This window comes from Pseudomonas sp. SK3(2021), assembly GCF_016772375.1.
GTDB lineage: Bacteria > Pseudomonadota > Gammaproteobacteria > Pseudomonadales > Pseudomonadaceae > Aquipseudomonas > Aquipseudomonas chlororaphis_I.
Window position 1 is genome coordinate 2,922,782 of record NZ_CP061943.1, and the last position, 25,887, is coordinate 2,948,668.

A 25,887-nucleotide genomic window follows, 5' to 3' on the forward strand; every position below is an offset into this window, starting at 1 on the left:
ACGTTACCGTAAAAGCAATCCGCGAAAGCTAAAAGCTAGCAAATAAAGTCAGAATGGAATATCTGTATCGAAATCACCTGCATCTACTTTTTTATTCGCCTTGTGAAGTAGGTCCTCATTTTCAAGAAGATAATCTATCCCGTCAGCAGTTATTGAGAATGCATAATATTCAGAGCCGTTATATTCTTCATCGATAGCAATACTCTTATCTAGAAAGCCTACTCTTTCTAGCTTAATCGCAGCTAAACTCAGTATCCCTTGCTCAACACCTTTCAGATCGTTAAATGTGCTCCATACAGATACCCCATTTGGTGAGCTAGTGTAACTTTCAAGAATCTTTGCCAAAAGGCGATGCTCCACGTCACCAAGTTTATAATTGTATCCGGCCTTTCTGCGCGGATTTTTCTGAATGTTAAGATCTTGTGAAAGCAAGCTTAAATTCGCAACTTCCTTCTTTATTAGCACGCACGGGTGATTTACAGCGGCCTCCAAGTTTCCATCGGACCTTTCACCATTGTAATCCGCGGGTGTAAGACCCAAAAGATCAGTCGGAAAATGCAACTCAGTGTCTCTAGGTTTAACGATGAAGCATCGTTCTTTACCTAAAGTACCGACAAATAGGCCGAGTTCAAAAAGCACATTATCTCGGACGATGTGCTTTTTTTGGTCTCTGATTTCTGCAATATCATCTGGTGTAAAAATGAAAATTGCGAAATCAACGGATTCCGCCATTTTTACCAGCGAGTCAATAGTGTTCTGAGAGAGGTTGAAACCATGCTTCCAAACCGTAACCTCCGCTTGATGATCTAGGTTTACGTTGAATGCGTCAGCCACATCCAAGCTCTCTACCGCTGAAGCTATAAATATTCTTGGCTTTCTCATATGACTTCCTTAAAAACTCGACCCAGGCTGACCGCAAACTTCGAGCTAACCGGCAGAAAAAAGCGCAGCTTTTGGACGTCCAGTGAGCGATTTTTATCCGCATTGCCACACGTTGAACTAGCCAAGAATAGACGTAAGCGCTCAATGAAGTATACATACCGCTAAGTGCGGTCCTGGTTTACGAGTGGTCTCTATCCTTGGCGCTTCGAGCGACTTGGCTATTCAGATTTTTGTCAGGCCTTTTAAATCGAATCCGATCGATACAGACCACGCACCTCGGCTAGCAATTCGCCGGCCTAGGTGCAGTGCTGCTTAGCCTGGCCCGGCTCTGTATTGAGCGTGGGCCAGGCTGGATTTTAGGATTATGCGACGTGTCTACGATTGCAAGGGTGGTGGCGGAGGCGGAGGGGCCGGCACAAGTCCCATCAGATCAACAATTTGACTTGCGAGATCAGGCTCAACAGCGGTTAGAAACTCGTTCGCTAGCTTCACATAAAAGTCATAAACATCATCATCGGAAATTATCCACCCCACTTGAGCGTTGTCTAAGGCCGCATTGAAAAGCTTAGTTGCGTCGGCCGCATCAAAATATCCCAAATATCGGGCAAGTTTAGAGATGGCCATATGGGTTGTAGAAAAGCTGCCACTTTCTTTTAGGTATTCAATCGCTTCATTTTTCTGATTAATAACAGCTAAATATTCTGGGCTTTGTAATTGGTCCGGCGCTCTCTGTGGTTCACCGATCGCTGCCACTCCATGAACTGGAGGCGGTGGTGCTGGTGCTGGTGCTGGTGTTGGTGGTGGAACAGGGATGGGGATTGCAGGCGGCGGTGCGTCAAGTTCCATTGGCGGCGGCTCTGGGAGCTCAGGCTGCTGAACTAGTTTCTTATAATGTGCAATTACGGACTTGATATTTGTATAGATATGGAGAGATCCATCTTCTTTTTTCTTTGACCACTCCTCAGAGAGGTAGCGCTTGGCTTTGACTGTTCTTTTGTCTAGATTTGCGAGAGGTGATGCATAGTCACCGTCCTTGGAGACGATATGTAGATCTCCCGCTGGCACATGCTTAAGTAAAACTTCCCAATTATATCTGTCGCCAACGCTTTCTCCTTTGCCCGGAGGATTGCCTCGCTGGGAGCGCTCAATCGCAAGTTTAAAGGCAGCATCATCCTCGTCGTATTTTTGTGACTTATTGAAAATTTCGGCTATTTTTTTGTCGACAGGTAAGTCATTCTGCAGCGCTAAACCTGTAGCGTTCGCTATTAAGGTTTTCTTTGCCGACTCTGCAATTTTTATAGCTTCCTGATAATTTCGCGCGGCCTCCGTTCCTCGCATGTGGTTTGGAACCGCATTAGGGAACTTGCTACTCTGGAATTCTGTAACAGCACCATGAAGCTTTGACTCTCGGTTTCGCTCAAATTCATTTTCTACTTGTTTTGGAAGATGCAAAACTATCTTGTTTGGACCGATATTCTCTAATAATTCATCTATGACTCCGTCGTCGTCGTCGGGGTAGGTATAGAAGTTCAAGAAGATATTCGTATCTATGAACATATGCATCACAGGCATAAGCAGTCCCTTCGCTTGGAGTGTCAGTCGATAGCTTCGATCATTTCACAGGGCTCCCCATCTGACTACAGGTCTTAGGCGTCCTGCAGCATAACAACAACGTCCGGGTTGTCCTCGCTGAACCTCGTCCCGTAGCGCTGATGCATCATGTTGCCGTTGTGCCCCTAGTGATACAGCGATAATCAATATATCTTCATAGAATCCACACGACGTGAGCTTGCAGAAGGGCGTAGGGTCGAGACCGGAACGTCCGTTTTTGGCCGATTCTGTTGAAAAAGTCGGCCATGGTTTCCACGCTAGAAAAGTACGCGCTTGAGATTAAAATCTTTGCATTTGAGCTGAGGATTCCAGGCTCAGATTTCGCGTAGCGGCGCGCAAAAAAGGCATTTTCAGCGGTCAGTATGCAGGCGGTCTGGAAGATCCGACTTTTTCAACAGAATCGGCCGACACCAGCCTTTCCCCTGCAACCGCTAGCGGTGCAGAAGCGCTCATTCGCAGGCCTCTGGGAAACCCGTGGCTCCAAGGTTATGCATTCAGTGTGCGGCGCAGGAATCCGGCCTGATATCGTGAGCTGGTATCATCCGAAACCTTACCGGCCGAGTAGAAAACCATGAACCGTCGCAAGAAAATCAACCAGCTATTGAAGGCTCACGCGAAAAAGGCCAGTGCCAAGCTGGCACCGCGAAAGCCCAAGTACATCAGCAAGGCCGACCGCTTGAAGCTGGATGCCGAGTCCAGCGCCGAGCCTGTGGTTTCCTCCGAGCGCTGATATCGCGGTTTTTCCGGGTGGCTTCATGCTGCCTGTCCAACCGGATCGCCTGCCCACGCCTGCCCTTAACGCAGGCTCCACGACACCCCGACATACATCGCTAGGCCTTCGCCCGGCGTCGATCGCGCCGCGTCCAGCCCTTTGTCGTCGTAGCCCGGGGTGACGGTGGCGGCGTAGTGCTGGTCGGTCAGGTTGCGCAGGTCGAGCCAGGTCTGCCAGTCGCCCTTGGGCGCGTTGTAGCCCAGGGTGGCGCCGAACAGCGCATAGGGATCGGCGTAATAGCTGTTGGCGTAGTCCACCGCCACCTTGGACACCAGTTACGTGTTGAGCGCGGCGAAGAAGCCCTGGGGCCAGTCGTAGCGCAACTCGCCCTGGTAGTAGTGCATCGGCAGGCCCGGCAGGCGGTTGTCGCCGAAGCGCTGATCGTCGCGGTAGTGGAAGTCGCTGAAGGTGTAGCTCTGGCGCAGGCTCAGCTGGCCGCCGTCGTCCCGCGACCACAGGGTGCTCTGCAGGCTGGCTTCCACGCCCTGGTGCACGGTGGGGCTGGCGTTGAGCTCGTAGGGCGTGGTGGCGTTGGCGTCCGGCAACACCGAGAGCAGTTCGTGGCGCACCTGGGCGTAGTACCAGGCCAGGCTCCATTGGCCGATGGCGCTGTCGCCACGGCCACCGAGCTCCAGGGTGGTGGCGGTCTGGTTTTGCAGCTTGACCGGGTCGCGCTGGGTGCCGGTGGCCGCGCCGCTGCCGGCCGGGAAGCGCAGGTTGGAGCTGTAGATCAGCGACCAGGGATGCGGCGCCTCGACCGAGCGGCTGAGGTTGCCGAACAGCTGCAGGTCGGGGCTCAGCTGGTAGCGCAGGCCCAGGCGCGGCGCGTAGTCCCAGTCGCCGAGGCTGGTCTTGCCGCCGCCTTCGGGGTAGGTCACGGCGCTCTCGCGGCGGGTGTAGATGGCGGCCAGGCCGGTGGTCAGCCACAGGTCGTCGGCGATCTCCAGGTCATTGCCGACATGCAGGACGCTGTCCGAGCCCTGGTAGGTGAAGTTGCGCATGTGGGTGCCCGGCGCATAGCCGGCGGTGTTGCCACTGGGAATGCGCACCCGTTCGCTGGCCCCTGAGTTGGGCAGGTGCTTGGTCACGCGCAGGCCCAGGGTGCTGTGGCTTTCCAGGCCCCAGAGGGTGTCGCGGCGCTTGTAGTCGAAGGTGCCGCTGACATCGGTGTAGGCCACCTTGAGGCGGTTGGGGCCTTCGCGCAGGTCCATGGGGTAGTCGTGGTAGACCAGGCCGGTCTGGAGGCTCGAATCGTCATCGATGTACCAGGTGGTCTTGTTGCCGATAAAAGTACTGCCCGGCTGGTCGCGGCTGTCGTTGCGCGTCACGTAGGCTGGGTTGGCCGCCCGTGGGTCGTGCTCGATGGAGCGCTGGGTGACCCGTCCGGCGAGGTCGTTGTCGGTCTGGCGATGGCGAAGGTAGAAGCGCGTTTCCAGGTTCGGGTTGAAGCGATAACCGAAGTTGGCGATGACCCCCTGGCTCTCGCTGGCGCTGTGGTCCTGGTAGCCGTCGGAGCGGGCGTCGGTCATGGCCAGGTAGTAGTCGAAGTCGCCCAGCACCTGCCCGGAGCTGACCTGGCGCTGCTGATAACCGTGGCTGCCGGTGGCGTAGCGCACCTGCAACTTCGGGGCGTCGTAGCCGGTGTGGCCGATGTAGTCGATGGCGCCGCCCAGGGCCAGGGCGCCGCGCTCGAAGCCGTTGGCGCCGCGCAACACTTCCACGCGGTCCAGCCACAGCGGCTCCAGCAACTCATAGGGCGTACCGCCGGGGCCGGTCAGCGGCAGGCCGTCGAGCATCGTGTACAGCCCCGAGGCATGGGCGCCCGGCGCGCGGTTGATGCCCGAACCACGGATCGAGATCTTCACCCCTTCGTTGCCCGCGGATTGGGCATAGACCCCCGGCTGGTACGCCAGCACATCCTGGTTGCTGGCCACGCGGCCCTGCAGCGGGCGGCGCAGGTCCACCACATTGCTGCCGCCGGGCACCTGGGCCAGCCGCGCCTTGGCCTCCTCGATCGAGGCGTCCTCGCTGCTGCGTTCCTCGGCGCCGATCAGCACTTGTCCCAGCTCCAGGCCCTGGGCTTCGGCCAGGGGCGGACAGACAAGGGCCAGGCCCAGCAAGGCAGAGGGCAGGGGATGGGGCGAGGGCATCGGGGGGGAACTCCAGGCATGGGGAACGGGCAGTGAGAACTGCGACGTATGAAAGAACGAAGGAAACACATGGCAATTCGGGGAATGCCAGTCAGCTAAGGCTTTTTGTAGGAGCAGCCGGTCGACGCTCGATTGCTCGCGAAGAACCCCAGCACAGTGCGTTAAGCCAGGCAGTACGCGTTATCGTTGACGTTTTTCGCGAGCAAGCTCACTCCTACAGTGGCCATTTGGCTTCTTTGCCAGATCGACGGGCGTCGGGTTTCATTTCCGCGGCACTCGGCACTCGGCACTCGGCCTTGCTGGCCTGCAACGAATGCGTCGCCCCCAGAGAAAACCCGGCATCGGTCGATTGGCCGCTGGGCGCTTGTGCGGCAATACCCGTGCGCTATCAAGGCTGTTCACAATGGATATATCCGCGCATCGGCGTTCGGCTATCGTCACGATAAATGACCTGATCGCGCAGCCGTTGAGCTTGGGCGTTGACGCTCTATTGGCCGCTGCGATTCAGCCACCGCTCTCAAACGCGAGGACATCCCGATGAGCGCCCACAAAGCTGTCGCTGTTTCACTGGCCTTGCTTGGCGCGGCCTGCCTGGCATCTGCCGCTCTGGCCGAGGGCACAGGGTTGATTGCCGCCACCCCAGCCGAACTGAAATGGACACCCGCGCCCTCGGTAGGGCCCGGGGTGATGATTTCGGTGATCGAAGGCGACCTGAAAAAACCAGAGCCCTTCACCATGCGCCTGATGTTGCCGGCCAACACGAAAGTCGGGGTGCATACCCACCCTGTGACCGAACGTGTCACCGTGATCTCGGGCACCTTCTACTTCGCCACCGGCGACACCTTCGACGCGGCCAAGGCCAAGGCCTATCACCCGGGTGACACCCTGATCATTCCCGTCGGCACGCCGATGTACGCCGCCACTCAAAAACAGGAGACCGTGCTCCAGCTCCACGGCACGGGGCCCTGGGGGATCACCTACCTCAACCCGGCGGACGACCCGAGGAACCGCAAAGAATAGGCAATGGTTGAAGGCAGGATTGGATCTGATATGTGTCAGGCAGGGCCTGACACATATCCCTCTTAATGACTAACAGGCTACGGATTTGGCCTCCCCGATATACTCTTCGACCGAGTTGTTGGCAGAGTGAACCCTTACGCCTTTGAGTATGTCCAGTGGCGGGTTTTCCCAGTATTCCGATGCGGTGATGGGGCAGATGGGGAATATGGAGATTCCCTGGGGCGGGTCCGCAACGAAGTCAAAGTCTTGAATCCCGTCTTTCGGGAAGACAATGTAAAACCGCGGTTGCAATCGCGGGTTGGTCCAGCCGGTGGAACCCACCAGGCCATGGGCCAATATATGCAGCTGCGGTGGGTTGGACTTGAGCAGTGACAGGTGGATGTCCAACACTTTCATTATGCTAGCCATCTTCGATCTCCTTTCGATGAGTGCGCCTCTCTTCACCTCGGCGCTCGGGTGTAAACCCTCTAGCTGAAAGCCTGATACGTTTCAGAATGTCCCTTGGCAGGCAAGAAGTGCCATGTGCACTTCCTGGATGGTGCTCTCCTTGAGTACCGGGAAGAACGAGTAGGTGACTGCGCTACTGTTCGAGAAGGAGTACGGCATGGACAGTGAACTCAGGCCAGTTAAAACCGGTTCGGCTGCTGTTGGGTAGACACTAGTAAAGGAGCCTGCCGGCTGCCAGGCCCGATCATCGGATAGCGCAGATGGCAGGGTGCCCGCCCTCGCAAGCGGTTCGCCAGGAGGCAACCGCGGTGCTGGCTAAACCAGGGGGAGGCTCGATACGCCGCTGTTTTGTTGAAAAGAAAAGCGACTCTGCTTACCTCTCATGCAGGGCCCGACGTTTCGCGCCCGCCGTCAAAGCTCTTCGAAGGTGCCCCCATGCTGCTCGCCCGCTGGCTGCCAGGCTTGGCCAATCTCCTGCAATACCGCCGCGAATGGTTCAGGTACGACCTGCAGGCCGGGTTGTCGGTGGCGGCCGTGCAGATCCCGATAGCTATCGCCTATGCGCAGATCATCGGGCTACCGCCCCAGTACGGCTTGTATGCCTGCGTCTTGCCGATGATGGTCTATGCCCTGGTGGGCAGTTCGCGGCAATTGATGGTCGGGCCGGATGCGGCCACCTGCGCCATGGTCGCCGGCGCGATCGCCCCCCTGGCGCTGGGTGATCCCGAACGCCTGGCACAGTTGGCCGTGATCGTCACGGTGCTGGTCGGCCTGATGCTGATCGGCGCCGGCATCGCCCGGGCGGGGTTCATTGCCAGTTTTTTCTCGCGGCCCATCCTGATCGGCTATCTGAACGGCATCGGCTTGAGCCTGCTGGCCGGGCAACTGGGCAAGGTGCTGGGTTACAAAATCGAAGGCGAGGGTTTCATTCTCAGCCTGCTGAACATGCTGCAGCGGCTTGGCGAAACCCATTGGCCGACCCTGGCCATCGGCGCGGGCGCCCTGGCGCTGCTGATCTGGCTGCCGCGGCGCTTCGCCAAGCTGCCGGCGGCGCTGGTGACGGTGGCCATCGCTACCTTGTGCGTTGGGGTGCTGGGCCTGGACAGCCATGGGGTCTCCGTACTGGGCCCGATCCCTTCGGGCATGCCGCAGTTGAGCTGGCCCCGGACCAGCCAGGCCGAACTGAAAAGCCTGCTGCGCGATGCGCTAGGTATCGCCACGGTGAGTTTTTGCAGCGCGATGTTGACGGCCCGCAGCTTCGCCGCCAGGAACGGTTATACGGTCAACGCCAACCATGAGTTCCTGGCGCTGGGCGTGTCCAATATCGCCGCCGGGGTCTCCAGCGGCTTCGCCATCAGCGGCGCCGATTCGCGCACGGCGGTCAACAGCATGGTGGGGGGCAAGAGCCAGTTGGTGGGGATTATCGCCGCCCTGGTGATTGCCCTGATCCTGCTGTTCTTCACCGCGCCCATGGCCTGGATCCCCCAGGCGGCGCTGGGCGCGGTGTTGTTGATGGCGGGCTGGGGGCTGATCGACATCCAGGCGATGCGGGTCATCCGCAAGCTCAGCCGTTTCGAGTTCTGGCTGTGTGTACTGACCACCCTGGGGGTGATTGGCGTGGGGGTGCTGCCGGGCATCATCGTCGCGGTGCTGCTGGCGATCCTGCGGCTGCTCAAAAGCATCTACCAGCCCACCGATGCGGTGCTGGGCTGGGTGCGCGGGATCGAAGGCCAGGTCGATATCAGCCAATACCCGCAGGCGCGCACGCTGGCGGGGCTGGTGGTGTATCGCTTCGATGACGCGATCCTGTTTTTCAACGCCGACTACTTCAAGGCGCGCCTGCTGGAAGCGGTCGAGCGCGAGCCCGAACCCCGTGCCGTGCTGTTCGTCGCCGAGGCGGTGAGCTCGATCGACGTCAGCGGCATCGTGGCCCTGAGGGAGGTGCGCGACACCCTGCTGGCCCGGGGCATCGTCCTGGCCATTGCCCGGCCGCACGGGACATTCCTGCGGATGCTGGTGCGTTCGGGCCTGGCGCGCGAGCTGGAGCAGGGATTGTTGTTCGCCTCGGTACGCGCTGGCATTCGCGCTTATCGGGTCTGGCGCAATCAGTTGCAGCGTGAGGCGCTGAAAGATGAGCAGCGGGCCGGCACCGCATAACGGGTGGCCAAGCCGTCTCATGACTGAACGCGGCCTTGGCCAGCCACCAGCAACGCTTTACCCAAGAGGAGGTACAGCATGCAACGATTCACTGGCGGCTGCCTGTGCGGCAAGGTGCGGATCGTGGCGGCGGGGCGCCCGTATCGGGTCGGCCTGTGCCACTGCCTCGATTGCCGCAAGCACCATGGCGCGCTGTTCCATGCCTCGGCGATATTCCCCGAGGACGCGGTGACCATCGAGGGCGAAACCCGCGATTACGCCGGGCGGTTTTTCTGCCCGCACTGCGGCTCGTCGGTGTTTGCCCGCACGGCCGATGAAATCGAAGTGAACCTGGGCGCCCTGGATGCCCCCGACCAACTCACGCCCACTTACGAAAGCTGGACTGTTCGTCGCGAGTCCTGGTTGCCGGCGTTTCCACTCGCCAGGCGCTACGCGCGCGATCGTGATGCCAGCAGTCGCTTCGAGGAATAGCGGGCGTCCCGGCTACGAATAGGGCGTCTGCGGCGCCACCCCGCGCGGACGCTTCGCCAACAGCTTGCGCGCGGTGTCGACGAAGGGCGTGACGATCAGGCTGTAGACCGTCAGGTAACGCTGCGCGTCCTGCTCCCCGGTGCCGAAGCGCAGCGGCTCGGGTGTCGAGCGGGTGACGTAGAGCGTGCCGAACATCCAGTCCCACAGGGACAGGTTGGTGCCGAAGTTGCGGTTGAAGTGGCGGGGCGCGTCACTGTGATGGATCTGGTGCTGGGCCGGGCTGTTCAGCACATGCTCGAGCAGCGGGCCGAACGACAGCCAGACATGGCTGTGCCGCAGGTTGGCCGCCAGGCTGTTGAAGATGAACACCAGGTAGGTCACGCCGAACAGGGTGTAGCGGCCGATCTCGCCGCCGCAGGCGTACCAGAAGCCGCCGGCGTAGAGGCCCAGGCCCAGGCCGATGCTCAGTTTCTCGACGATCTTTTCCACGAAGTGCACCCGGCTCGCCGTCGCCGGTACCAGCACCGGCGCCGAGTGATGGACCTTGTGGAAGGCCCACAGCCAGCGCGAGTGAAAGGCCCGGTGCGCCCAGTAATGGATGAAGTCCTTGAGCAGGAACACCCCCAGCCCGTAGAGCAGCGACAGCCCCAGGTCCTGCCCCAGGCGCGGGCGCTGGCCCCAGAGGTTGCTGAAAAAGGCCAGGTAATCCCCGGAGCGCAGGATGTAAGGGTCGACCAGGTGGACGATGGGCAGCACCAGCGCGACCTTGAGGATGGCGCGCACGAAGTAGTAGCGGTAATCCAGCAGCGCCGAGCGGTGCAGGTGCACCCGGCCGCCGCCGATGAAGTGCCAGAACGACCGGGCGTCGCTCAGGCCGCGGCGCTGCCTGAAACGGAACAGGCCATAGGCGACGCCGTAGGACACGCACAGGAACAAGACCCCGAGCCGGCCGTTCAGATTGAAAATGCCGAGAAACTGTTGGGTAACAGGGGCGATCACCCAGTCGATCAGGTGCTTATAGACAAGTGACAGAGCATCCACGAAACGCCGGCCTCAGGCAAAGGAACGGCATTGTAAATCAGTTCGGTTTGGCCGGGGATTGCCCCCGGCAGGTTCTTTTTTGCTTGGAAGTTGCCAGTGATCCTGGAGTACGCTGGCCACTCGCTGTATCCCATGGGGAGGTGCCTGGCCGATGAGCGCATCAAGGGAGTCCGCAAACCTGTCGCTGGAGCCCCGGGTCGGCGCGGGCTGCATCCGGGCACGGGGCGCCGAGGGCGCGGTATTGCAGTCGGCATCGCTGTTCGATGGCCTGGTGAGCATCGATCACCGCCGCTGGGCCTGCCGCGAGGCCGAGCTCAGCTGGACGGCGCCGCAGCACGTGGTGATTCTCACGGAGCGCGGGGCCACCACCCGGACCCATATCCACAGCAGTTCGACGCTTACCTACGAGGGCTGCGACCGCCCCGGGTCGATCAGCTTCGTGCCGGCCGGGGTCGAGCGCCAGGGCTATTTTCGCGAGGCCGACCTGATCTACACCGCCCTGTGGATCGACACGACCCTGGATTTTCCCGGCTGCCCGCGGCTGGCCGAGCTGCCCATGCGCATCAACAGCGGCGATGGGGTGATCCACTCGCTGCTCGCCGCCCTCAGTGCCGAGATGGTCAGCGGGCATATCCCTGAAGCCAGCTACATAGAGCACCTGGTGGCGCTGGTGGGGCTGCGCCTGGGGCGGGTCGATAGCGCCAGCGCTGGCCGCGGGCGCCTGGGGCCGCAGTTGCTCAAGCGCTTGCGCGACTACGTCGATGCGCGCATCGAAGGCAGCCTCTCGCTGACCGAACTGGCGCGGATCGCCGGCATGCCCGTGGACACCTTCGCCCGTCACTTCAAGGCCGAAACCGGCATGGCGCCCTATGCCTACGTGATCGAGCGCCGGGTGCGCCGCGCCGAAAGCCTGCTGCGGGCCGGCAGTATGCCGATCAGCGCCATGGCGCTGGAGCTGGGGTTCTCCAGCCAGAGCCACTTCACCTCGACCTTCAGGCGCATCACCGGGACCACCCCGAACAGCTACCGCCAGCAGGCTTCCCGAATCCTGACAAAGTCCTCCTGATACCTGAAAGAACGGTGCCACGCCCTTGGCGATACTGGTGTCCAGCCGTTCATTTCAGGAGAGCACCATGCCAGACCTGGACTCACCGTGTCCGTCGCGCCGCGCGCTGCTGCAAGCCGGGGCCGCCGCCAGCCTGTTATGGGTAGGCGTTGGCAGGGCCCAGCCCCAGTCCGCCCCGGGGCTATCTGAACCCGTTCGCCCGTTGCCGTCCCAGGCGATCACCTTGCGCATCAACGCCAGCGACCAGGTGCTGGAGCTCGATCCACGCACCACGTTGCTCGACGCACTGCGCCACCAGCTGGGCATGACCGGCTCGAAAAAGGGCTGCGACCACGGCCAGTGCGGCGCCTGCACGGTGCTGGTGAATGGCCGCCGGATCAACGCCTGCCTGAGCCTGGCGGTCATGCATGACGGCGACGAGATCACCACCATCGAGGGGCTGGCCAATGGCGACCTGCTGCATCCCCTGCAGGCGGCCTTTATCGCCCGCGACGCCTTCCAGTGCGGCTACTGCACGCCGGGGCAGATCTGCTCGGCGGTCGGCATGCTGCAGGAGGTGCGCGCCGGCTGGCCCAGCCATGTCAGCGACGACCTGACGAGCCAGCCCGTCGCCCTGAGCGACGTGGAGATCCGTGAACGCATGAGCGGCAACCTGTGCCGCTGCGCCGCCTATCCGAACATCGTCGCCGCCATCCGCGACGCCGCCGAGGAGGCCTGAACCCATGATGCCTTTCAGCTATGCGCGCGCGAGCGACGTACAGCAGGCCGTCAGCCTGATGGCCGCGCAGCCACGGGCACGCTTTATCGCCGGCGGCACCAACCTGGTCGACTTGATGAAGCTGGGCATCGAGCGGCCCACGCACCTGATCGATATCAGCCGCTTGCCCCTGGCTGCGATCGAGGACAGCGCCGACGGCGGCCTGCGCATCGGCGCCCAGGTGCGCAACAGCGACCTGGCCGCCGACAGCCGGGTTCGCCAGCGCTACCCATTGCTGTCCCAGGCCTTGCTGGCCGGTGCCTCGGGGCAGATCCGCAACAAGGCCTCGACCGCGGGCAACCTGCTGCAACGCACGCGCTGTCCGTACTTCTACGACCCGGGCATGGCCTGCAACAAGCGCGAACCCGGCAGTGGTTGTTCGGCCCTGCAGGGGCACAACCGCATGCATGGGATTCTCGGCGTCAGCGCAGCCTGCATCGCGGTGCACCCCTCGGACATGGCGGTGGCCATGGTCGCCCTGGAGGCGCGGGTGGAAACGGTCTTGCCCGACGGCCAGCGCCGCTCCCTGGCCCTGGATCAGCTGTACCGCCTGCCCGGGGCGACGCCCGAGGTCGAAACCCAGCTGGCCCATGGCGAGATGATCGTGGCCATCACGCTGCCGCCCCCGCCCCCGGGGCGGCAGCTGTATCGCAAGGTGCGCGACCGTTCTTCCTATGCCTTCGCCCTGGTCGCCGTGGCGCTGGTGCTGGAGGTTCGCGCGGGGCAGGTCCGCACGGCCCGCATCGCCCTGGGCGGCGTCGCTGCCAAACCCTGGCGGGCCACGGCGGCGGAGCAGGCGCTGCTCGGCCAGCCGTCCGCCATGACGGTTTACCAGCGCGCCGCCGAGGCCGCCCTGGCCGGCGCACGCGGGCAGGGCGGCAACGATTTCAAGATCCCCCTGGCCAAACGCACCCTGCGCCAGATGCTGGCCAGCGCCACCCAGGAGCGAGCATCGGCATGAGCACATCAAGGCCAACCCAAGCCGCCACCAACGGCCCGATCGGCCAACCGCTGGACCGGGTCGATGGCCGGCTGAAAGTCACCGGCCGCGCGACCTACGCCTACGAGCAGCGGGAAATGGGCGACACCGCCTATGGCTACATCCTCGGGGCGACCATCGCCCGGGGCCGCATCAGCGCGATCGACACCCGCGAGGCCGAACGGACGCCGGGCGTGCTCTATGTCATGACCCATCACAACGCGCCGGCCCAGGCGGCATTCGGCCCCGCGGTGACGCCGACCACGGGCGAGGTGTTTACCCGCGCCCGGCCGGTATTGGCGACTGACGCTGTGCGTTATTACGACGAACCGGTGGCGCTGGTGGTGGCGGCATCCTTCGAGGCCGCGCGAGCGGCGGCGCGCCTGATTCGCGTGAGCTACACCCCCGGGCAAGGCGACTTCGAACTCACTTCCCGCCTGGCCCAGGCCTATATCCCGCCGCGCACCAACGCCGGCTTCAAGACCGACAGTGCCATCGGTGACTTCGAAGCGGGGTTCGCCAATGCACCGGTCAAGCTCGACAGCAGCTACAGCACCCCGTACCAAAGCCACGTGCCGATGGAGCCCCATGCCTCCATCGCGGTCTGGTCCGGGGACGACCTGACCCTCTATACCTCGGCGCAAACCCTGGCGAACTTCCGCGGTGGCCTGGCCAATACCCTGGGCATCGAGCCGGCGCGGGTGCGCATCGTCAGCCCTTACATCGGCGGCGGCTTCGGCGCCAAGCTGATCATCCATCCCGACGCGGTGCTGGCGGCGCTGGCCGCCCGGGTGCTCAAGCGCCCGGTGAAGGTGGCCCTGACCCGCCAGCAGATGTTCGCCAACGCCGGTTATCGCCCGGCCATGCAGCATCGGGTGCGGCTGGCGGCGGAGCGCAGCGGCAAGCTCACGGCCCTGGGGCATGACGTCTGGTCGACGACCTCGCGCTTCGAAGAGTTCTGCGAGCAGACTGCAGTGTTTGCCCGCTCGCTGTATGCCGCGCCGAACCGCCTGACCCGCCATCGGCTGGTACCGGTCGACCTCAATCGCGGCGAGTGGATGCGTTCGCCGGGCGAGGCGCCGGGCATGCTCGCCTTCGAGAGCGCCATGGACGAGCTGGCCGAACGCCTGGGCCTGGACCCCATCGAGCTGCGGGTGCGCAATGAACCGGAGCTGGACCCCGAGTTGGGTGTGCCCTTCGCCTCGCGCAATCTGCTGGCCTGCATGCAGGCCGGCGCCGAGCGCTTCGGCTGGAACCGCCGCCAGCCCAAGCCCGGCAGCGTGCGCGAGGGCCGCAAGCTGATCGGCATGGGCATGGCCGCGGCGATCAGGCCCAACTACCTGGGATTGTCCAGGGCCCAGGTGAGCCTGGGCCCGACCGGGCGGGTGCTGGTGCGCCTGGACATGACCGATATCGGCACCGGCACCTACACCATCCTGACCCAGGTCGCCGCCCACAGCCTGGGCGTGCCGATGTCGGCGGTGCAGGTGCAGCTGGGCGACAGCCGCTTTGCGCAGACCTCGGGCTCTGGCGGTTCCTGGGGGGCGGCCAGTTCCGGCTCGGCGGTGGAGGCCGCCTGCCAGGCCTTGAAGCAGCGGATCATCCAGGCCGCCGGCGCGCCTTACAACCAGGCGCCGGTGCGCTTCGCCGATGGCCGTATCAGCACCGGCGAGCGCTCGGAGCGCCTCAGCGACCTGCTGCTGCGAGTGGCCCCCGCGGGGTTGCAGGCCGAAGGCAGCGTCGGGCCGATGGGCGAGGACTACAAGCAGTTCTCCCAGCATTCCAACGGCGCGCACTTCGTCGAAGTCGCGGTGGACATCGACACCGGCGAAGTCCGCCTGCGGCGCATGCTCGCGGTGATCGGCGCCGGACGCATCCTCAACCCCAAGACCGCGCGCTCGCAGATCCTCGGCGGCATGGCCTGGGGCGTCGGCGCGGCGCTGATGGAGCAGACCCTGCTCGACACCCGCCACGGGCATTTCGTCAACCATGACCTGGCCGAGTACCTGGTGCCGGTCAATGCCGATATCGCGGCGATGGACGTGCTGTTCCTCGAAGAGCCCGACACCAAGGCCAACGCCCTGGGCGTCAAGGGCCTGGGCGAGTTGGGCGTGTGCGGCGCCGGGGCGGCCCTGGCCAATGCCGTCTACAACGCCACCGGCATCCGCGTGCGCGAGTTCCCGCTGACCCTGGACAAGCTGCTGCCCGGGCTGGCGGCCATGGAGGGCTAGGCGCGGCCTGCCTCGACAAAAATCTCGACGGCCTGCGCTGGATTGGGCAGGCTTGTGGGGCTGCGGCAGCCCGGTCGGCTGCTGTGGAACTCAAGCCATCAGCCAACGGACGCCTCCATGAACCTTGCCACCCTGATGCTCTTCCTCCCGGCCTGTTTCGCCCTGAACATGGCGCCAGGGCCGAACAACCTGTTGTCGATCCGCAATGCCACCGCCTATGGCTTTCGCGCCTCCTGCCTGGCGGGAGTAGGGCGGCTGGCCGCCTTCGCGGTGATGATCGCCCTGGCGGCGGCCGGGCTGGCGGTGGTGCTGCAAGCCTCGGAACTGCTGTTCCACGGGATCAAGATTCTCGGTGCTGGCTACCTGCTGTACCTGGCGTACCAGCTGTGGACCGCGGATACCCAGGTCGAGTCCGAGAACAAGACCGCGCCACTGGGCCTGCTGGCCTTGGCCCGGCAGGAATTCCTGGTGGCCATCGGCAACCCCAAGGCCATCCTCATCTTCACCGCCTTCCTGCCGCAGTTCGTCGACCCTCAAGCACCGGTTTCCGCCCAGTTCCTGGTGCTCGGCGCGCTGTTCCTGATCCTGGAATGGATCGCCATCAGCGCCTACGCCTACATGGGCCTGCACATGCGCCGCTGGTTCGCCGAGCCACGGGGCAAGAAGCTCTTCAACCGCGGCTGCGCGGTGCTGTTGTCGGGGGCTGCTTCGGTGCTGTTGTTGGCGCGGCGGGCGTGAGTCGGTTGGTAAGCATTGCTGGGACTACGGACGCTCGGTTGAATCCACAGCCAGAAGCTGCCTTTCACGCTGTCGACAGAAACACACTCAACATTCCCTGTTGAAAGACAACATTGAAAAGGAGTTCGAATGAGAACTGATTGGCAACAAATTTGAGAAATGATGAACACTGTTATCGATAGCCGTGAGCAGATCGAAACGGCAGGATTCAATAAGGAGCATCGTTCCGCGACGGCAGAAATAAAAGGGGTCGATTACTCCGTTCAGGAGTTTTCAATCAGTGCCTGGACACTCCCGGAGAAGATTCGCTACCAGATTGTTCGCGAGCGTCATGAAGCTGGAAATGATCTTCCCTACGTTCCCGAAGCTGCCCGCATTCTTGTCTCAATGGCGCAGGCTTGTGCGGAATTGGCCGGAGCAGCCGACACGGCACCCGCTCAGAAAGCTATTGCAGGAATGAATCATTGGGACAAGGCCTACGCTGTACCGCATATGACTACCGCCATCAGGCTGGCAAAAAAACAATCTGATGCTTAGATTCAAGGACAATCATCCGGCGCAGACGGATCTGTCATCTCTGGTTTGAATGTCTCCCACGAGGCGGGAGCCGCCCCTAGCCGAAACGAACAATAGAGGTTAGAACCCAGGCTTCGTGAGGGATCACAAAGGAAAACTCATGCCTATCGACAATTGTCTTCATACATTTGAAGAGCTTGCCTCAACGGTGTTGCCTAGCCATTTTGCAAGGCTAAAGGTTGCCCTGGAGACTCCAATGCCTGCTGCAACCTTTGTTGGCTTCAAGAGCGCATCAAAAGAAGCTCTGTCCAAGGTGGGTAGAACCACAGACTTCCCTGGGTGCTACGTCTTCAGCGATCAAGGTAAGCCGGTCTATGTAGGTATCTCGAGAGGGGTAGTAAAGAGGCTCGTCCAGCATTTGAATTTCGAGTCGCACAACACCGCAAGCCTTGTCTACAAAATGGCCGCAGAAGACTATCCGCACGAAATGAAGCGTGATCAAGCGATGAAAGACGAACAATTCAAGGAAGTCTTTCTTTCAGCTCAGGGGCGCCTCCGACAAACAACGGTGGCCTTTATCGAAGTCAACAATGACCTTGAGTTGTACGTCTTTGAAGTACTTGCGGCCATGAAGCTAGACACAGATGTATGGAACACATTCCGCACACATTAAAGCTGATAGCGAACCTTTCCATAAAGCGAGCCCTGCCACGCAAATAGGTCGCCGCCGTTCATTGGCCGGCAGGGAAGCACACAGCATGATGGGACCGTCATCGAGCGGGCAGGATCGGCGGTTTTACTTGTTCAACCTTGAAGATGACGTCCCCAATCACTCGACCCTTTCCAAGAACCGACACGGCCGATTTCGGGACAGTGATCTGTTTCGCTGGTTGTTCAATGAAGTGCTGCGTCGCTGCATGGACGCAGGTCTGATATTCAGCCGCCAGACGACGGCCTCAAGAATCCAAGCATTCATGGTCTCGGTTCTACGTTTAGCTTCGCGGACGCGATTTACGGCGTCAGCGATTGCACCATGTACACCTGAAGGTAAACGGATACATGAGCAAGCAGACGTAGGAGGGCGCCAAGCGCTCCCGAATGCTTGAACATCGCATTTTCAATGACAGTCGATGTCGCCGACCAGCCGTTAGACCTGCCCTCAGCCTTGCAAACAAAATAACAAACAAAGAATAAAAATTTCATTCAGGCAGGGAGAGTTGAACTGCTCTAAGTCGACCTGGTGCTGTTGTCCGCATCATGAGCCAACCCCATCGGACGACGAAAATCAGTCTCACCATTCGGACACTGGGGTTGAGCGGTCGAAGCGATTCGCAACGGCCGCCGCCACAAGCCTGGAATGACACGAACCACAACAAATAAGCCGGTCGGCCAACGGGACGGCGATCATCGAAAGTGCGGGGATTGATCGGCTGACCAGGCGGTGAACACGTGTCATCGCAATAGCTATAACCGCCGCTCCGCTCATTTGGACTTGGTCTAAAAAGGGCGAAAAGAGCCACAAACTCTTGCACTAGAGTGTCTGGGACGCCGGGCATCGCCGCGCGTGCCGCAGGGAGAAGAGGCTCGGGGCGCTGGTAGGGCCTATCAGCCCTTTCAGGGAGAGATTCGAGTCATGGCGTTTATTAAAACCGAAGCAATCGACCAAGGTTACGGCCCATATTGCGGGGCTGCCTGTGCCGTGTATGTGCTGCATTGGCTGAAGAATGTTGGCTTGACGGACGGGACGGTCGACGGGACAAGCACCGATGTGGATGCGGAAATAAGGCACGCGATGGACCAGACGCGTACCGTCAGTTGCACTGATTACTTGGGCAGCACCCCCGCCAACATCGCCACCTACCTGAAAAAACATGAGCCAACCGTTGGAATTTATGCGCCGACCGAGATCATTACCAATTGGTCCATGCGCCCATGGTACGCCGGGCTGCGCATGGGATTGCAGACGTGTGGCAGCGTCAACTGGTCGTGTGGCTGCAGTTGCGCGATGCCAGGCGGCGTCCTGGGTGACGACTATCTGATTATCAGCCTGATCAGCAAATCGTGGACTGTACCCTTCTTCAGTTTCGATTTTTACAACGGCCACTTCGTCGTGCACATCGGCGGCAACCAGCTGATGGACCCCAATGGCCGTATTGAAGACGCCACCACGTATTTGTCGGGCGGGTATCTGAGCCGTGGGTGGGCTTCAGTCGGGCTCGATCTGCACGTCTACAAAAACCGGGCCACGGAAACTACCGCGCTCATTGTTTGAGCCTGCAACGATGCGCCTCGCAACCGTCGGTGATCAGGCGTGGGCCAAAGCATTGGCCAGCCCCCGGAAAGCGGCCTTCCAGCGCCTCGCGGCGCAACGAGTTCATGTGCGTGGTGCCGACATTGCGCGTCCTTCGGCTATCGATAGCCAACAAGCGTCTGACAACTCGTTGAAATCAAGTGCCAGGGCTGTTTGCGGCTCAACGCAGATATTTAAGCAGCGGCTCCCTAGAACTTTTTTCTATTTACCGGTCTATGTGGACAGGCTCATTTGCTCGGTAAGCGCGACCTCGCAGACTTCCCGCAGCCAGGTGGCCATACGTCCGATTGTCAAGCAGAGGTTGTCTTCGCTCATGAAATTCCATGACCCACGGATGGTGCTCTTCGGCCTGTTCGCGTTCGCGGCATTGGGCTCGGCATCAGCAACACAGATGAAGACCTCAACCCCTGTCTTAGCACCTGAAGTCACAGCCGTTCAGGCTCCGGTCCAGGCCGCCGGCAACCCTTGGCCGACCTTGGCCAGCATGGCTGGCAGGCAGCCCGGGCCGTTGCTTGCCCATGACGACCGATACTGGCATGACGGCCGCTGGCACGATCGTAGAGACGATTGGCGCCGACACGACTGGCGTCGAGAAGAGTGGCGCAGGGAACAGTGGCGCAGGGAGCAAGCCCGCCGAGAAGCGGAACGCCATCGCGATTGGGAGCGCCACCACGATCGCGCCATGCGGCACCGCTACGAAGACAATCACCGCTACTATCGTCGCTAGGCGGCGCCACGAGATTAATCCACCTGCAACGAACCGGATGTTGGTTCAGCACTTTCCACGTGAGGTCTGAGCGGCTGCAAGGGGGTGTGGATTCGGCCGCTGGGGAAATCAAGCCAGGCTTGCAACGCACCGAGCATCAAGCCTGACCCCATCCCATCAATGGAACGGAAAGATGTAGTTCATCCAGGCCGCCATGCGCAGGAGGATCTTGCGCATGATCGCCACATGGTGAAAGTGCTGGCTGTAGAGCGCCGCCTGGCCATAGGCGCCACCGGGCATGAGTTTGGCGTAGGGCAGGTAGTCCGGGTCGGTGATTTCGATGACCACCGGCACCCGCCCCGGTGGCGGTGAGCCGGTGTAGCTCAGCAGGGTGCCGGACGGTTGTACCTGTCCTTCGCCGATCACCGTGATCACATTCTTGACCCGGCCCTTGAATACCCTGCCGGGGATCCCGTCGAACGCCACTTCCGCCTCGTCTCCCGGGACCAGGCGCAGCAGGCTGTTCTGGCGCATCCAGGCGGAAAAATACTGGCCCTCGTCGGGAATGAACACCATCGACGGACGCAGCGGCAGCTTGCTCGCCATCATCCCCGGGCGCAGCGACACATGGGTGACGAAGCCTCTGCTCGGGGCACGGACCACGGTGCTGTCCAGCTCGAACTGGGCGTTGTCGATCTGAGCCTGCAGGTCGTCGACCCGGGCAATCGCGGCTTCCTGCTCACGGCGAGTGCCGAAGTTGCGCCGGATCAACTCGTTGATCCGGTACAGGTCGCCCCGCGCCGCCAGCTGCTGGGCCTTGAGCGACTTGAGCCGGTTCTCGAAAGGCTCGGGGTCGATGCGAAACAGCACGTCGCCTGGCTCCAGCGGCGTGTTGCCCTGGACCGGCACCTCGACCACCCGGCCGGTGACGACCGGGATCACGGGCACCGAGACGAAGTAGGAGCGCGCCACTTCCGAGTAGGGGTGGTTGTAGTTCATCAGGAAAATCAGCGCGCCGATCAACACCACGCCGCCCAGCACGGCGGTGGGCACCGTCCATTTGTTCAGCGGGATCCGGAAGATCTTGAAGATGGCCACGCAGATGGCGGTGTAGGTCAGGATCAGTAACAGGTCCATGGGTCACATCTTCCCTTCCGGGCGAGACCCGGCCTGGTGCTGTCCTTCCAGCCGCTCGACCCGCTGCCGCAGCTCGGCCAGCTCTTGCGCCAGAGCCTTTTCGCCCTGCATCCGCGCCTTGTCGGTGGCAAACCCCCAGCCCCGATCCTCGCGGTACAACATGGCCCAGATCCACAGGAACGGCCACAGGGCATGGAGCGTGAACAGGCTGACCCAGCCTGCCGCGTGAATCGCGTCCTGGTGGGGGTGGTTCCGATGGACGGCAATTTCGTAGGGAATGTCGTGCAGGACAATGATTCCGTAGAACAGGACTATCCCGGCGAAGATAAGCATGCCCAGCGCAATCTGATCGAGCATGATTCGCCTCCCGGAAGCCTTCAGCTCGCACGCAACCGCTTATGCAGCCCCTTGATCAGCCATTGCCAGCCGACAGTCCGGTGGCACGGGCCTTACGCAATCCATACTAGTTCAAGTTCGATCACCTGCCTGGCTGCCTTTCCAAGAGTGCGCGGCCCTGAACCTGGAAAGCTGCGCTCGCGCGGGCAGCGGTTTATGATCCCTGCCTGTCGTCCATCACTGCGAGTCCGATCATGCCTTTTGAACTGGACCTTCCTGAAATCCGTGCCGGTATCCTTGAGTTCCCGGTCTGGCATGCGCGCGGTGGTACGTCCACCGGGCTGATCCTGGCTCGCGAAACCCTGCCCGAGGACCCGGCGCTGGTCGAGGAGCTGCTGCGCCACCTGATGGGTGTGCCGCTGAGCGGCGACCTGCCGGGCAATAACCAGATCACCGGGCTGGGCCGTGGCGGGCCCACCAGCAACAAGGTGTTCATCGCCGAGCGGCGGCCCGGCGAGTCGCGCCTGGTCAGCACCCTGGCGCAGCTGGCGGCGGGTAAAAGCGCGATCGACTGGAGCGTCAACTGCGGCAACATGTCCGCGGCCTTGCCCCTGTACGCCCTGGAGCGTGGCTGGCTGAGCCCGGACGAGGACAGCGCGCAGATCGAGATCTTCAACAGCAATACCCAGACCACCATGCTCGCGCGCCTGGCGTTCCGCGACGGTCGGCTGCTGAGCGATACGCGCATTCCCGGGGTCAACGGGGTGTTCCCCGGGGTCGACCTGTTTCTCAGCGACCCGGTGGGGGCCAAGACCGGCCAGCTGTTTCCCACCGGGCAGCGCATCGATCTGCTCGACGGCGTGCGCGCCACCTGCCTCGATGTGGCGGTGCCGATGGTCATTGTCCAGGCCGCGGACCTGGGCAAGACCGGCCTGGAAACCCCGGCGCAGCTGGACGCCGATGCCGAGTTCAAGGCGCGGCTGATCAGCCTGATGGTGCAGGGCGGCCTGCGCATGCAATTGCGCAACCGCAGCGGCGCCTTGATGAGCACCGAGGAACTGCAACGCAGCGAGACCCTGCCGAAGATCTGCATCGTCAGCCCGGCCCAGGGCACGGGCGATATCAACACCCGTTACTTCACCCCGCAAAATGCCCATCCCTCGCTGGCCGTTTCCGGTGGCTGCTGCCTGGCCGCCGCCTGCCTGGCGCCAGGCACCGTGGCCCATGAACTGCTCAAGGCGCCCAAGCCGCTGGGCGCCACCACGGCGGAATACCCGGTGTCGATCGAAAACCCGGCGGGGGTGCTGGACACCTTGATCACCGCGCGCGAGGAGGGCGGTTCGATGCGCATCGACGCGGCCGCCTACCGGCGCAGCGCGCAGATCCTGCTCAAGGGCCGGGTGCCGCTGTACAACGCCTCGGCGGCGTTGTTCGCGGCGTTGAAAGGGCGGGGCTGAAGCCCGGATCGGGCAGATGGCCGCAAATCCGCTCAACCCTGTGAACGGTGTTCGCTGGGAGCGCCCCCGAACTCGCGGCGAAAGGCCCGGCCGAAGGCGGCTTCCGATGCATGACCCAACGCCGCCGTCAGCGACAGCCATTCACGGGAGCCGATCAGGTCGCTCGGGGCCTCGCGGGCGGCGGAGGTCGTGGCCGTTATCCACGAGGCCGCCAGCGCCAGCGTCCAGGGCTGACAAGGCCGTGCTTCAGGCCCCGCTCGGGAGCGGGGCCTGTTCGGCTCACAGGTCCAGGTCGACCCACACCGCCGCGTGGTCCGAGCCGGCGTTTTCCTTCTTGTCCAGCTGCGGGTAGACCTCCCAGCGCTTGGGCTGGCTGCCCGGCCACATGCCCTTGCGCCATACGCCACCGGCGGTGACGGTGGCGAACAGCGCGGGCGACAGCAGCAGGTAGTCGATCTTGTTCGCCGCCTTGCAGGTGTCGAAGGTGCCGGGGTAACCGCCGTCGTCGAAGGCCGGATGGACAAAGGCATCCTTGAGGTCGGTGCCCTTGAGCAAGGGTTCCAGCGGCGCACTGTCCGGGGTGTCGTTGAAGTCGCCGACCACCGCGATATAGGCCTCGCCCTGGGCCACCAGCGCCTGGTAGATGAGCTTGATCCGCTCGGCCTGGGCCAGGCGTTTCTTCGCCGAAGCCGCAAGGCCGCCGAAGCCTTTGCTCTTGAGGTGGTTGACCAGCACGATCAACTGCTTGCCGTTAGGCATTGGGATATGGAACTGCGCGCAATCGCGGGAAAAGATCGGCTCGCCGTTGGCCGCGGTGTCGTCGACATGGCTGCGCATCGAGCCGATGGGGTAGCCCTCGGCGGTCATCAGGCCGACATCGATGCCCCGCGTATCGTTGCCGTCGATCAGCATCACATGCCGGTACAGCGGGCCGCCCAGGGCGCCGATGATTTCCGTGTTGAAGTCACGCAGGGCCGGGCGGCTTTCCGCCTCGACCACCGCCAGCACATCGGCCTTCAGGTCGATCATCACCCGCGCGGTATTGCGCATGGCTTCCAGGTCCACCGGGGCCTCGATCAGCGCCAGCGAGCCGACCCACTCGGTACGGCCGTTGGCGACAATCTCCAGGCCGCCGGCCTTGGGCCGCTTGACCAGGCTGCCGCGGTTCTGCCGCAGGATCACGAAGGGGCCCTGGTCCGATTTGCTCAGCCCCAGCTCGGTCAGCAGCTCGATCATCTGCGCCTTGTCCTGGTCCGTGTAGAGGGGCTCGCCCAGCAGCTGGTTGAGCCGGGCGAAACGCTCCAGCACCGGCCGGCCCTCGGCCCAGCCTTCCAGGTTCATGGCCTTGGCGCGGTTGAACAGGTTTTCAACGTTGTAGGACGCGAGTCTCATCGTGCTCTTCCTGTGAGTGGGGCGGACGTCAAAGAGCATTACAACCGATAAAAATGACCGAATGCCGACAGGCCCGGCGGCGCCTTGGCGAGCCCGGGTTTGTCGCCGGGGTTTGCCGGAGACGCCGGACAGCTGCCAGACTTGGCGCTCTAGCCGCTCTCGCGGAGTGTCGAATCTCTGCAAATTTCAACGAGGCCCAATGACTATCCAGATCAGAACCGAACGTCCCGCCGACATCCCGGCCATCGCAGCCGTGACCCGCGAAGCCTTCCTCACCGAGGAGCACTCGAGCCACACCGAGCATCACATCGTCAACGCCCTGCGCGAAGCGGGTGTGCTCAGCCTGTCGCTGGTCGCCGAGCGCGATGGCGTGGTGATCGGCCATGCCGCCATGTCGCCGGTGACCCTGAGCCAGGGCGAAAGCGCCTGGTACGGCCTGGCACCGGTCTCGGTGCTGCCGGCGTATCAGCGGCAGGGCATCGGCTCGTTACTGATCCGCCAACTGTTGGAGCAACTCCAGGCCCTGGGCGCCGCGGGGTGCGTGGTGCTGGGCGACCCCGGCTACTACGGCCGCTTCGGTTTCAGGGCGCGGGACGGGTTGCTGCTGCCGGGTGTGCCGGCCGAGTATTTCCAGGCGTTGTCCTTCGACGGAAGCAGCCCTCGGGGCGAAGTCCGTTTCCATGACGGGTTTGACGCCCAAGGGTAAAGGGTGCGTCTTAAGACGAACCCTGCAACCTTGGGCGTTATGTCGACAGGCGCTGTGCCTGACCGTCGGTTCGCGCTGCCGAGAACCCAGGGGCCTGGAGTAACCTGACAGACAGCACTTCACCGGGACCGAACCGGAGGACTGGGCATGAATGATGAGTCCCGCGAGCAGGGCGAGCCGTTCAAGCGGCTGTTCTTCGCCTTGCCCTGCACCGCCGCCCAACGCCGGGCCATCGCCCAGTGGCGCGGCGCGCTGGGCCTGCGGAACGGCCGGCCGGTGCCGGCGGAAAACTTTCACTTGACCCTGATGTTCCTGGGCTCGGTCGCGGTGGCGCAGCTTCCGCGGATCTGCGCCGCGACGGCGAGCGTGCGCACCCCCGGTGAGCCGCTGGACGTCCCGCTCGACCGCCTGGAGGTCTGGCGCCGGGCTGGGGTCTTGTTGCTGGCGCCGACACAGGCGCCGCTGGCTCTGCGTCAGCTGGTGTATGCCTTGCAGGAAGCGCTGCTGCCACTGGGGCTGGTCGATTCGCCGCGGGAGTTTCGTCCGCACTTGACCTTGATGCGCGACTATCGGGCGCCGGTGCCCGAGTCCCAGACCCCTGCGGATTTTCACCTGAGTGCCCGGCACTTCGCGCTGTTCGAGTCGCATAAAGGCCGTTATCGGCCGCTGGCCGAGTGGGCGCTGGCGCGGTGATTGCGGGGCGCTATCTCGGCGGATTCGCCGACCGGCCGAAATCCGGAGGCCTCAAGGCCCGCACGCTATAGTTGAGAGGGCCGAATCAACGGGAGGGAGCATGCGCCAGATCGTCAGCAAAGAGCCCTGGTGGGCGGCGCCACCGAAACCGGGCCAGGATGAGTCCGAGCTGGAGTGGGGCTGGCTGGTCACCTACAGCGAGGGCGAACCGCGCTTCGAGTTCGTCAAGGAGCGTCCTTCGGAGCAGGAGATCCGTCACCGCAAGAGTTGCCGGACCACGCCGTCCGAGTAGTCCATCAACGCGGATGGCA

The 25,887-nt window shown here is 62.3% G+C and carries 24 protein-coding genes and 1 pseudogene; 17 read left to right on the forward strand and 8 right to left on the reverse strand.

Annotation, left to right across the window (positions count from 1 at the left end):
• Window positions 1-48: 48 nt before the first annotated feature.
• Both IF690_RS13215 and IF690_RS13220 read right to left on the reverse strand, forming a co-directional pair.
• On the reverse strand, window positions 49-882 hold the full coding sequence (locus IF690_RS13215; RefSeq protein WP_202700418.1) for a TIR domain-containing protein: 834 nt from the start codon (window positions 880-882) through the stop codon (window positions 49-51).
• Between the two features lie 375 nt (window positions 883-1,257).
• Window positions 1,258-2,454, reverse strand: coding sequence for a PIN domain-containing protein (locus IF690_RS13220; protein WP_252189556.1), 1,197 nt, complete (start codon window positions 2,452-2,454; stop codon window positions 1,258-1,260).
• A gap of 610 nt (window positions 2,455-3,064) precedes the next feature.
• Here IF690_RS13220 and IF690_RS13225 point away from each other — a divergent pair.
• Window positions 3,065-3,223 carry a DUF2986 domain-containing protein gene (locus IF690_RS13225; protein ID WP_202700419.1) on the forward strand — a complete coding sequence of 53 codons (159 nt, stop codon included), beginning with the start codon at window positions 3,065-3,067 and terminating at the stop codon, window positions 3,221-3,223.
• A 65-nt stretch (window positions 3,224-3,288) separates the two neighbouring features.
• On the opposite strand, the pseudogene IF690_RS13230 reads toward IF690_RS13225, so the two are convergent.
• Window positions 3,289-5,415: pseudogene (locus IF690_RS13230) on the reverse strand (TonB-dependent receptor family protein).
• A gap of 537 nt (window positions 5,416-5,952) precedes the next feature.
• Between IF690_RS13230 and IF690_RS13235 the strand changes: the two are divergent.
• Entirely contained in the window at window positions 5,953-6,435 is a 483-nt protein-coding gene (locus IF690_RS13235; RefSeq protein WP_202700420.1) for a cupin domain-containing protein, read from the forward strand.
• A 69-nt stretch (window positions 6,436-6,504) separates the two neighbouring features.
• Here IF690_RS13235 and IF690_RS13240 read toward each other — a convergent pair whose 3' ends face one another.
• The gene (locus IF690_RS13240; protein WP_023969068.1) at window positions 6,505-6,843 is read right to left on the reverse strand and encodes a hypothetical protein; all 339 of its coding nucleotides are present in this window, start codon (window positions 6,841-6,843) and stop codon (window positions 6,505-6,507) included.
• Between the two features lie 474 nt (window positions 6,844-7,317).
• On the opposite strand from IF690_RS13240, the gene IF690_RS13245 reads away from it, so the two are divergent.
• Both IF690_RS13245 and IF690_RS13250 read left to right on the forward strand, forming a co-directional pair.
• Entirely contained in the window at window positions 7,318-9,039 is a 1,722-nt protein-coding gene (locus IF690_RS13245) for a SulP family inorganic anion transporter (RefSeq protein WP_202700421.1), read from the forward strand.
• A 78-nt stretch (window positions 9,040-9,117) separates the two neighbouring features.
• Window positions 9,118-9,510 (forward strand): GFA family protein, encoded by a 393-nt coding sequence (locus IF690_RS13250; RefSeq protein WP_202700422.1) that lies wholly within the window; start codon window positions 9,118-9,120, stop codon window positions 9,508-9,510.
• 12 nt (window positions 9,511-9,522) lie between these two features.
• On the opposite strand, the gene IF690_RS13255 is transcribed toward IF690_RS13250, so the two are convergent.
• A complete protein-coding gene (locus tag IF690_RS13255) occupies window positions 9,523-10,551 on the reverse strand; it encodes a sterol desaturase family protein (protein WP_202700423.1) in 1,029 nt (342 codons plus the stop codon).
• 151 nt (window positions 10,552-10,702) lie between these two features.
• Between IF690_RS13255 and IF690_RS13260 the strand changes: the two genes are divergently transcribed.
• From IF690_RS13260 to IF690_RS13300, 9 genes are all read left to right on the forward strand, one after another.
• Window positions 10,703-11,617: an AraC family transcriptional regulator gene (locus tag IF690_RS13260; protein ID WP_202700424.1), complete on the forward strand. Its 915-nt coding sequence runs from the start codon at window positions 10,703-10,705 to the stop codon at window positions 11,615-11,617.
• 67 nt (window positions 11,618-11,684) lie between these two features.
• Window positions 11,685-12,335, forward strand: a complete 651-nt coding sequence (locus IF690_RS13265; protein WP_202700425.1) for a 2Fe-2S iron-sulfur cluster-binding protein — start codon at window positions 11,685-11,687, stop codon at window positions 12,333-12,335.
• 4 nt (window positions 12,336-12,339) lie between these two features.
• Complete coding sequence (locus IF690_RS13270; protein WP_202700426.1) at window positions 12,340-13,335, forward strand: FAD binding domain-containing protein; 996 nt, start codon at window positions 12,340-12,342, stop codon at window positions 13,333-13,335.
• Entirely contained in the window at window positions 13,332-15,584 is a 2,253-nt protein-coding gene (locus IF690_RS13275; protein WP_202700427.1) for a xanthine dehydrogenase family protein molybdopterin-binding subunit, read from the forward strand. Before IF690_RS13270 ends, IF690_RS13275 begins: the two co-directional genes overlap by 4 nt.
• 117 nt (window positions 15,585-15,701) lie before the next feature.
• Window positions 15,702-16,322, forward strand: coding sequence for a LysE family translocator (locus IF690_RS13280; protein ID WP_202700428.1), 621 nt, complete (start codon window positions 15,702-15,704; stop codon window positions 16,320-16,322).
• A gap of 162 nt (window positions 16,323-16,484) precedes the next feature.
• Window positions 16,485-16,859, forward strand: a complete 375-nt coding sequence (locus tag IF690_RS13285; protein WP_252189557.1) for a hypothetical protein — start codon at window positions 16,485-16,487, stop codon at window positions 16,857-16,859.
• 139 nt (window positions 16,860-16,998) lie between these two features.
• Complete coding sequence (locus IF690_RS13290; protein WP_252189558.1) at window positions 16,999-17,511, forward strand: GIY-YIG nuclease family protein; 513 nt, start codon at window positions 16,999-17,001, stop codon at window positions 17,509-17,511.
• Window positions 17,512-18,471: 960 nt separating this feature from the next.
• A complete protein-coding gene (locus IF690_RS13295) occupies window positions 18,472-19,110 on the forward strand; it encodes a hypothetical protein (protein WP_202700429.1) in 639 nt (212 codons plus the stop codon).
• A gap of 352 nt (window positions 19,111-19,462) precedes the next feature.
• A complete protein-coding gene (locus IF690_RS13300) occupies window positions 19,463-19,876 on the forward strand; it encodes a hypothetical protein (RefSeq protein WP_202701422.1) in 414 nt (137 codons plus the stop codon).
• 156 nt (window positions 19,877-20,032) lie between these two features.
• Here IF690_RS13300 and IF690_RS13305 read toward each other — a convergent pair whose 3' ends face one another.
• Entirely contained in the window at window positions 20,033-20,992 is a 960-nt protein-coding gene (locus IF690_RS13305) for an HlyD family secretion protein (RefSeq protein WP_023969084.1), read from the reverse strand.
• Between the two features lie 3 nt (window positions 20,993-20,995).
• Entirely contained in the window at window positions 20,996-21,349 is a 354-nt protein-coding gene (locus IF690_RS13310; RefSeq protein WP_202700430.1) for a DUF3302 domain-containing protein, read from the reverse strand.
• A 233-nt stretch (window positions 21,350-21,582) separates the two neighbouring features.
• On the opposite strand from IF690_RS13310, the gene IF690_RS13315 reads away from it, so the two are divergent.
• A complete protein-coding gene (locus IF690_RS13315) occupies window positions 21,583-22,785 on the forward strand; it encodes a PrpF domain-containing protein (protein WP_202700431.1) in 1,203 nt (400 codons plus the stop codon).
• A 279-nt stretch (window positions 22,786-23,064) separates the two neighbouring features.
• On the opposite strand, the gene IF690_RS13320 is transcribed toward IF690_RS13315, so the two are convergent.
• Complete coding sequence (locus tag IF690_RS13320) at window positions 23,065-24,177, reverse strand: endonuclease/exonuclease/phosphatase family protein (RefSeq protein WP_202700432.1); 1,113 nt, start codon at window positions 24,175-24,177, stop codon at window positions 23,065-23,067.
• Window positions 24,178-24,376: 199 nt separating this feature from the next.
• On the opposite strand from IF690_RS13320, the gene IF690_RS13325 reads away from it, so the two are divergent.
• The 3 genes from IF690_RS13325 (at window position 24,377) to IF690_RS13335 (ending at window position 25,868) form a co-directional block, all read left to right on the forward strand.
• Window positions 24,377-24,883, forward strand: coding sequence for a GNAT family N-acetyltransferase (locus IF690_RS13325; RefSeq protein WP_202700433.1), 507 nt, complete (start codon window positions 24,377-24,379; stop codon window positions 24,881-24,883).
• A 147-nt stretch (window positions 24,884-25,030) separates the two neighbouring features.
• Complete coding sequence (thpR, locus tag IF690_RS13330) at window positions 25,031-25,576, forward strand: RNA 2',3'-cyclic phosphodiesterase (protein WP_202700434.1); 546 nt, start codon at window positions 25,031-25,033, stop codon at window positions 25,574-25,576.
• 100 nt (window positions 25,577-25,676) lie between these two features.
• Window positions 25,677-25,868 carry a hypothetical protein gene (locus IF690_RS13335; RefSeq protein ID WP_202700435.1) on the forward strand — a complete coding sequence of 64 codons (192 nt, stop codon included), beginning with the start codon at window positions 25,677-25,679 and terminating at the stop codon, window positions 25,866-25,868.
• Window positions 25,869-25,887 lie beyond the last annotated feature (19 nt).